Genomic DNA, 6,044 nt, shown 5'->3' with positions numbered 1-6,044 from the left:
TACATATGGTTTATAGCTACCATCTAAATTTTTAAAATCGTCATTGAAATATTCCGAATATTTAAATTCCCAATTACTCAAACTCTACCTCAATTCCATCAGTACTTATCATTGAAAAGTTATTTTCTTTTTCAAATTCTTCTTCTGATATATATTTAGTTGTTGGGTCTATTAAAGCTTTTTCAGCTCTAATTAAAGCTTGTAAATCTTTAATAGTCTCTTTTAGTCTTTGATTTTCTTCTATCGAATTAACAAGTGAATCGTATCTAGCTAAACTCACTAAAGCTACCTCTGGTGTATTATTTTTACATACTATTTTTGTTCCTGATTCTTTCACCTCCTCTATTATTTTATTTGCTTCTCCTTTATTTAATCTAGATATTGGTACTATCAAGTTTTTTATTCCTGAAAATAGTGGACTTTGTACTTTTTGTACTAAATTCATAATGTGCATCTCCTTATAATCACAATATTTATGTGGCTTGTGTTATTAATAATATTATAGCACATGTCTATAAAAATATACATAAATTTATAGATATATATAGCTATAAATTTATGCATGAAAAATATTTAGTATAGGTACTTAAATTATTATTTTCTATTGGATTTAAATGGTAAAATAGGTATATTTTAATAAAGAGAGATATATATAACTAAATTAAGGGGGTCTTTTATGAATATTAAAGAGTTTGTATCAAAATATAATAATCATCCGGTTTTATTCATAGGAACAGGTATGAGTTTAAGATATTTAAAAGATTCATATACATGGGATGGTCTTTTAAGTAAAATATCATATGATTTAACAGAAGATGAAAATTATTACCTAGATTTGAAATCTGAATGTAAAGAAGGAAAAAAATATAGATATAATAAAATAGCTAGTAAATTAGAAAATGAATTTAACAAAGAAGTAAGGAAAAATAAAAGTGAAAAATTCAAAGAGGTAAATGATATTTTTTATGAGAATATGAAAAAAAATATAAGCTTAAGTAGATTTAAAATTTATGTAACGAAATTACTTTCTCAAGTAGATTTTAAGCCTGAAATGGAACATGAATTAACGGAATTAAAGAAAGTTAGAAAAAATATTGGGTCTATTATAACAACTAATTATGATAAATTGATCGAACAAGTTTTTGAATTTAAACCACTGGTAGGAAATGATATTTTATTAAGTAATCCATATGGATCATTATATAAAATACATGGATGTATAAGTGATCCAAGTAAAATAGTTATAACTGAGGATGATTATAATGAATTTAATGAAAAATATGAGTTAATTAGAGCTCAACTATTATCTTTATTCATACACAATCCAATAATATTTATAGGATATAGTTTAGATGATGAAAATATTAAAAGTTTATTAAAAACTATATTTACTTATATAGAACCAAATTCAAAAGAGGCAGAATTAATTCGAGGAAATTTTTTATTAGTTGAATATGATAAAGGCTCAGAGAATGAAGAAATAAGTGAATATGATGTAGATATGGATGGATTCGCTACAATTAGAATAAATAAAATAAAAACAGATAATTACATTGCAATATATAATGAATTGTCTAAATTACAACTACCTGTATCAGCTATGGATATAAGAAAAGTTCAAAATATAGTTCATGAAATTTATTCGGGAGGAAAAATAAAAGTTGCAATAACCGAAGATGTAGACTCTTTAAGAAATGATGAAAAAATATTAGCAATAGGAACTTCAAAAACAATTAGTGTTCAATATAGAAATGCGTCTGAGTTAATGATGAATTATTTTAATATTTTAGATGAGTCAAATGCACAAGCATTAGCTTTAATTGATGTATATAGTATTCAATCAAAACAATACTTCCCTATATTTGGATTTAGTAAAATTAATGATAAAGTAAAATCAATAAATATTTTAAAACAACGACAAGAAACGAATTTGAACAACTTTAAAAGTACTATAAAAGATATTTGTAAGACAGATTTTACTTCAATAGAAGAAATAAATTCATGTGAATTTATTTCTAATACTAATAAAATGCCAGCTATAATTTGGTCTGTCTTAGAGGGGAATATCGATCTTAATATAGTAGAAGAATACTTGAAAAATTTTGATGATAAAAATCATACCAATTATAAAAAATTGCTATGTGCATACGATTTGAAAAAATATAAATAAAAAAAGATTTGTAAATTTATGTAAAAGACTTTATCATATATGTAGAAAACAAAATAAAAAAGACTTACAAGTTTCCCTTTTGGTCGCCAAACCTAATCGGAAATTAGTACCCAACTGTTGACCGCAGTTAGATAGTACAAGTAAGCCTTAGAAACTGTTATTACTAAGAAGTACTAGCCATACTTATTAGAACAACAACAGTTTACTTTTAAATTTATAATCAATAATTAGTATAATACATACTTCAAGTTTTAACAAGATTATAAATTTAAAAAAGGTTTATGAAATATCGAGCTATTCTCACAGTTGAGGATAGCTTTTTTTAGTTTTTAGACAAGGCTTGAGGTCCAAAAGCATTGATACTATGCTTGATTAATTAGTATTAGCTTATACCATGCTTAAACGGCTTGATAGTATGGGAGCATTGATATTAGGCTCGATAATTAATATTAGCTGATAAAAGAGAGATTTACATACATATAAAAAATTGAATATATAGGGTTTTATAAGGAAGAGTGTTTGACCTAGAGCAAACCGAATGGCTCGACAGAGTACAGGGGTAGCCGACTAAACACTTGGGTGAAAATCCCAACTGCATATATTGATGTCTGATACCATCAAAAAGGGCAGAGAGTAGTGACCCGATACTACATATGTTGAAAGCGGGGTTTGTGGCATTTCTTTGTGCAAGCATAACGATACCGACTATTGGGGGAAATGGTAGTCTATATTAAATTATGAGGTGTTATGTTGACTGTATCAGTCCTATGCGTTCCATGGTCGTATACATGGCGAGATGACGGTATTATATACCTGATAGGAGGTTAGCTTGCGACTTGTTCGTAGGCTAACTCTGTCCAAAATTAACTCGAATCTGGTATTATATAAAAAACATATAAACAAGTACATAAAAAATATATTCAACAAAAGAGTTTGAAGGACAACCCCCTTCTGGGTTGGTCATTTGAACTCTGCGTTAGTACGACTGAAGACCGATAGGTTGTAAGGAGTTGTTAGCCGATAGGCTTATAATAAAAAATAATTACCTAGTCAGTAATTTATTACTATATATTTTTCAAAAAAAGAGAAATTTATTGAACTAAAAAAGTATTAGGGTTATTTCATGTTTTATATAAAAATAACTCTTAGAATGTTGAATATATTTTAATAAATTAGTATGATATATAATCATTAGTGTTAACTCTTTCTTTAGAGTTTAACTATAAAAAGGAATCGTGCCGCTAACACGATTCCTTTTTTATTTCAAATAACTTTTAAAAAAATTTTTTCAAAAATAGAAAAAAATAAGCTTATAAAATAGTTTATTTTTACGATGGCAATTAGCAGTCAAAAGTGATGGCAAAAGTGCATGCAATTGATTTTTTTATGGGGTCATGATTTTCTTACTAAAAATGAGAGTATTACTGGGCTTTGCCCAGACCCCTATCGCAGATGGGGACAAAAACTCCTTATGCTCTTTTTTCTCCGAAGGCTCTTGCAGAGGGCTTTTTATTTTTTATAAAAAATATTAAAAGGATTTTGTAATACATTTGTAATATACTACAAATGTATTACAAAAAATTGATTATTTTAAAGGAGATAAAATGACTAAAGAAGAGTTTTTAGAATTAGATATAGATAAAAAAATTGAATATCTAAATAAAAAATTAAGTGAAGGACAAACTGTAATTCGCATTAGAGAAGATCTAGGAATAGGAGAAAAATCTCTTCAAAAAATTATAAGAGAAAATGGATATAAATATTTTCAAAAAGAAAAAAGATATTACAAAGAAAATACAAATGTATTACAAAAAAATATAATTCATGGCAAAGAAATTTTTGATTTAGATTCTAAAGATCCCACAATTGTATTACAAAATTATAAAGATGATTTATTAGAAATAGTTCAAGCCAAGAAAGATATATTTGAAGTCATAAATGCTTTTAAAGAAAATTTGTATTACAAAGATACTACAAATGTAATAGAAGTAGTTGCTAGCAATGAAATACAAATTAAAGAATTCAAAGGTGAAGCAAAAGTAACTTCATTCAGAGTTTATGGTGAAACATTAACTAAGTGGAAAGAGTTTTGTAGTAAACATAAAAAATATAACAATCAAGATCTAGTGTCTATGGCATTGGAAGAATACATGAAAAAGTATGAGTAATGGATAAAAAAGCACCGTAAATTATGGCTAAAAAAACGTCTAGAATCCATGTAGAGCAAAAATAATAAAGTTAAGGATAAATAGGTTATCTATTTATAAAATAAGCCTTAAAATCGAAATTAGAGTCTTAAAAGCAAATAAAATAAAGAAAGGTCAGACTTAATAAAATTAAGTCTGACCTTTCTTTATTTTGCTAGACCTTACAAGTGTTGGAAATACTATATTTTTATAAACTATTCCCTAAATCTAAATTTAAGGAATAGTTTAAATGAAAAGGTAATTTATTTAATTATTTAAGTCTTTAAATATTTGTTTAATTTGTTTAAGATCAACGCGTTAAAATCCATTCTAAGAAATCAATAATAAATTAATCAAGAACAACTTTAAAATCTTTTAGAATTGAACTTAGGCAAGAATTGAACCATTACAAAACATATATTAAAGACAAGTTTCAGAAACAAAGATTAAATCAAAGAACCACTATAACGGGGGACGGGGGATCTTCACCTTTAGACGAATCCCTCTTACATATATAAACATATATAAAATAAATTTTACTTTTGTAGGTGGTATAATTAGTTTAAATATAATGAAAGGGGAAAGATATATGAGTTATCCAAGTATTTTAAATCAATTAAAAGGGTATAAAGACGCAGATCAATATGTAAGATCAAATATAAATAAAGCTATTAAAGAGCTTAATGTGTACTATCCAAAGTGTGATAGTGCGCAGTCTCTAAATGGTATTATTGGTGGTAAGAATGAAAACTATAATGTAAGTGTAATGAATTGTAAAAGCCATATTGATTATTATTTAAAGTGGAAAGACGGACATTATGCAAAATATTTAAAAGATACTCAAGTTAGTTGGCATAGAACGTCAAAAAGTTTATATGAAGTATTACAAGATCCATTTTTAGAGGAATTTATATCTGTATATTTAAGTAGAACATATTTTAAAAAACATAATATTAAATAGAAAATAGGAGGGACGAAGATCCCTTCTTTTTTTATACAAAAATGGTATTCATGGAAAAGAAAAAATGTAAATTAAAAGATTGTTACAAAAGGAGAGAAACATTGGAAACATTTAATTATATAAAAAACAGATCTGCATTTCTTTTTTATGTTGCTAATTTTTGAAGTTTTTTTCTTGATGTCATAAAACTTTTACTCCTTTATATTTTTAATAAATCCAAAGTTATTTTAATATATAAAATTAAAATAACTTTAAAAGTGGACTAAAATAGCTTTTATTTGGAGTGAAATAGTAAGTTGAAATTATACTTTAAAAACTTGTTTAAAGATAACTAGCAAAAACGCCCTTGAAATCCATTTATTTGGATTCTAAGGGCTTTAACTTTATCTAACTAGTAAATCATCATATATTTTTTCGCAACGTTTAAAAACTTTATCATCTGCTCTAAAATCAATGATTCCAAATTTAACTACTTTGTCGATTTCATCTACACTATATATTATTCTTATACCAATACCTTTTAATTTTTTCTCTAATAAAGGATGTAAGCTCCCCGATAACCTCTTAGCAGGTATTGGTTTTTCTTTTATTAATTCAATTGCTTTTTTTACATATGGTTTATAGCTACCATCTAAATTTTTAAAATCGTCATTGAAATATTCCGAATATTTAAATTCCCAATTACTCAAACTCTACCTCAATTCCATCAGTACTTATCATTGAAAAG

5 protein-coding genes are annotated in these 6,044 nt (G+C 26.1%); 3 read left to right on the top strand and 2 right to left on the bottom strand.

Annotated features, from left to right (window positions below; genetic code table 11):
• Positions 1 to 73: 73 nt before the first annotated feature.
• Positions 74 to 445 (bottom strand): type II toxin-antitoxin system Phd/YefM family antitoxin, encoded by a 372-nt coding sequence (locus tag H8891_RS14775; protein ID WP_187006998.1) that lies wholly within the window; start codon positions 443 to 445, stop codon positions 74 to 76.
• A 231-nt stretch (positions 446 to 676) separates the two neighbouring features.
• Between H8891_RS14775 and H8891_RS14770 the strand changes: the two genes are divergently transcribed.
• The 3 genes from H8891_RS14770 to H8891_RS14760 all read left to right on the top strand — a co-directional run bounded on the left by H8891_RS14770 (position 677) and on the right by H8891_RS14760 (position 5,317).
• On the top strand, positions 677 to 2,170 hold the full coding sequence (locus tag H8891_RS14770; protein ID WP_187006997.1) for an SIR2 family protein: 1,494 nt from the start codon (positions 677 to 679) through the stop codon (positions 2,168 to 2,170).
• A gap of 1,604 nt (positions 2,171 to 3,774) precedes the next feature.
• The gene (locus H8891_RS14765; protein ID WP_187006996.1) at positions 3,775 to 4,338 is read left to right on the top strand and encodes a hypothetical protein; all 564 of its coding nucleotides are present in this window, start codon (positions 3,775 to 3,777) and stop codon (positions 4,336 to 4,338) included.
• A gap of 607 nt (positions 4,339 to 4,945) precedes the next feature.
• Complete coding sequence (locus tag H8891_RS14760; RefSeq protein ID WP_187006995.1) at positions 4,946 to 5,317, top strand: hypothetical protein; 372 nt, start codon at positions 4,946 to 4,948, stop codon at positions 5,315 to 5,317.
• Between the two features lie 383 nt (positions 5,318 to 5,700).
• On the opposite strand, the gene H8891_RS14755 is transcribed toward H8891_RS14760, so the two are convergent.
• Positions 5,701 to 6,006 (bottom strand): type II toxin-antitoxin system RelE family toxin, encoded by a 306-nt coding sequence (locus H8891_RS14755; protein WP_187006994.1) that lies wholly within the window; start codon positions 6,004 to 6,006, stop codon positions 5,701 to 5,703.
• Between the last annotated feature and the right edge of the window lie 38 nt (positions 6,007 to 6,044).

Source organism: Paeniclostridium hominis (assembly GCF_014306135.1).
In the GTDB taxonomy this organism is placed as follows: domain Bacteria; phylum Bacillota; class Clostridia; order Peptostreptococcales; family Peptostreptococcaceae; genus Paraclostridium; species Paraclostridium hominis.
The sequence above is the reverse complement of the archived record's forward strand: the minus strand, read 5'-3'. Positions and strand labels throughout refer to the sequence as shown.